This window comes from Halomicronema sp. CCY15110 (genome assembly GCF_016888165.1).
GTDB lineage: Bacteria > Cyanobacteriota > Cyanobacteriia > Phormidesmidales > Phormidesmidaceae > Halomicronema.
The window spans coordinates 1-290 of the sequence record NZ_JACSWC010000062.1 but is presented as its reverse complement, the minus strand read 5'-3'; the positions used below and the strand labels follow the sequence as shown (position 1 = coordinate 290).

Annotated in this window: 1 pseudogene; it reads right to left on the bottom strand. The window is 55.5% G+C overall.

Annotated features, from left to right (window positions below):
- Positions 1–290: pseudogene (locus tag JUK32_RS00655) on the bottom strand (IS1 family transposase); the annotation flags it as partial.

The window sequence follows — 290 nt, the reverse complement described above, 5'->3', positions numbered from 1 at the left end:
TGTCGCTGGCTGGGCATCACGGTTTCATAAGCCTCCCAAAAGTCGCTGTAGCAGGTGGCACACTGGCGATAGATGGGCGGCAAGGATTGCCAAAGTGCGCTGGCCCCGCCGCGAGAACGATCGCCGACAGGCATGCCAATAATCTCACGGGTGTCTCGGTTGATGGCGAGCCAAATCCATTGCTTGTTCCCTTTGCTGCCGACAAAGGATCAGGCCTCATCACATTCCACCGTTAAGCGCCCTTTTTTTGAGGGCTTACCCTCACTTGACGTTCGACCTGCTGATATTTG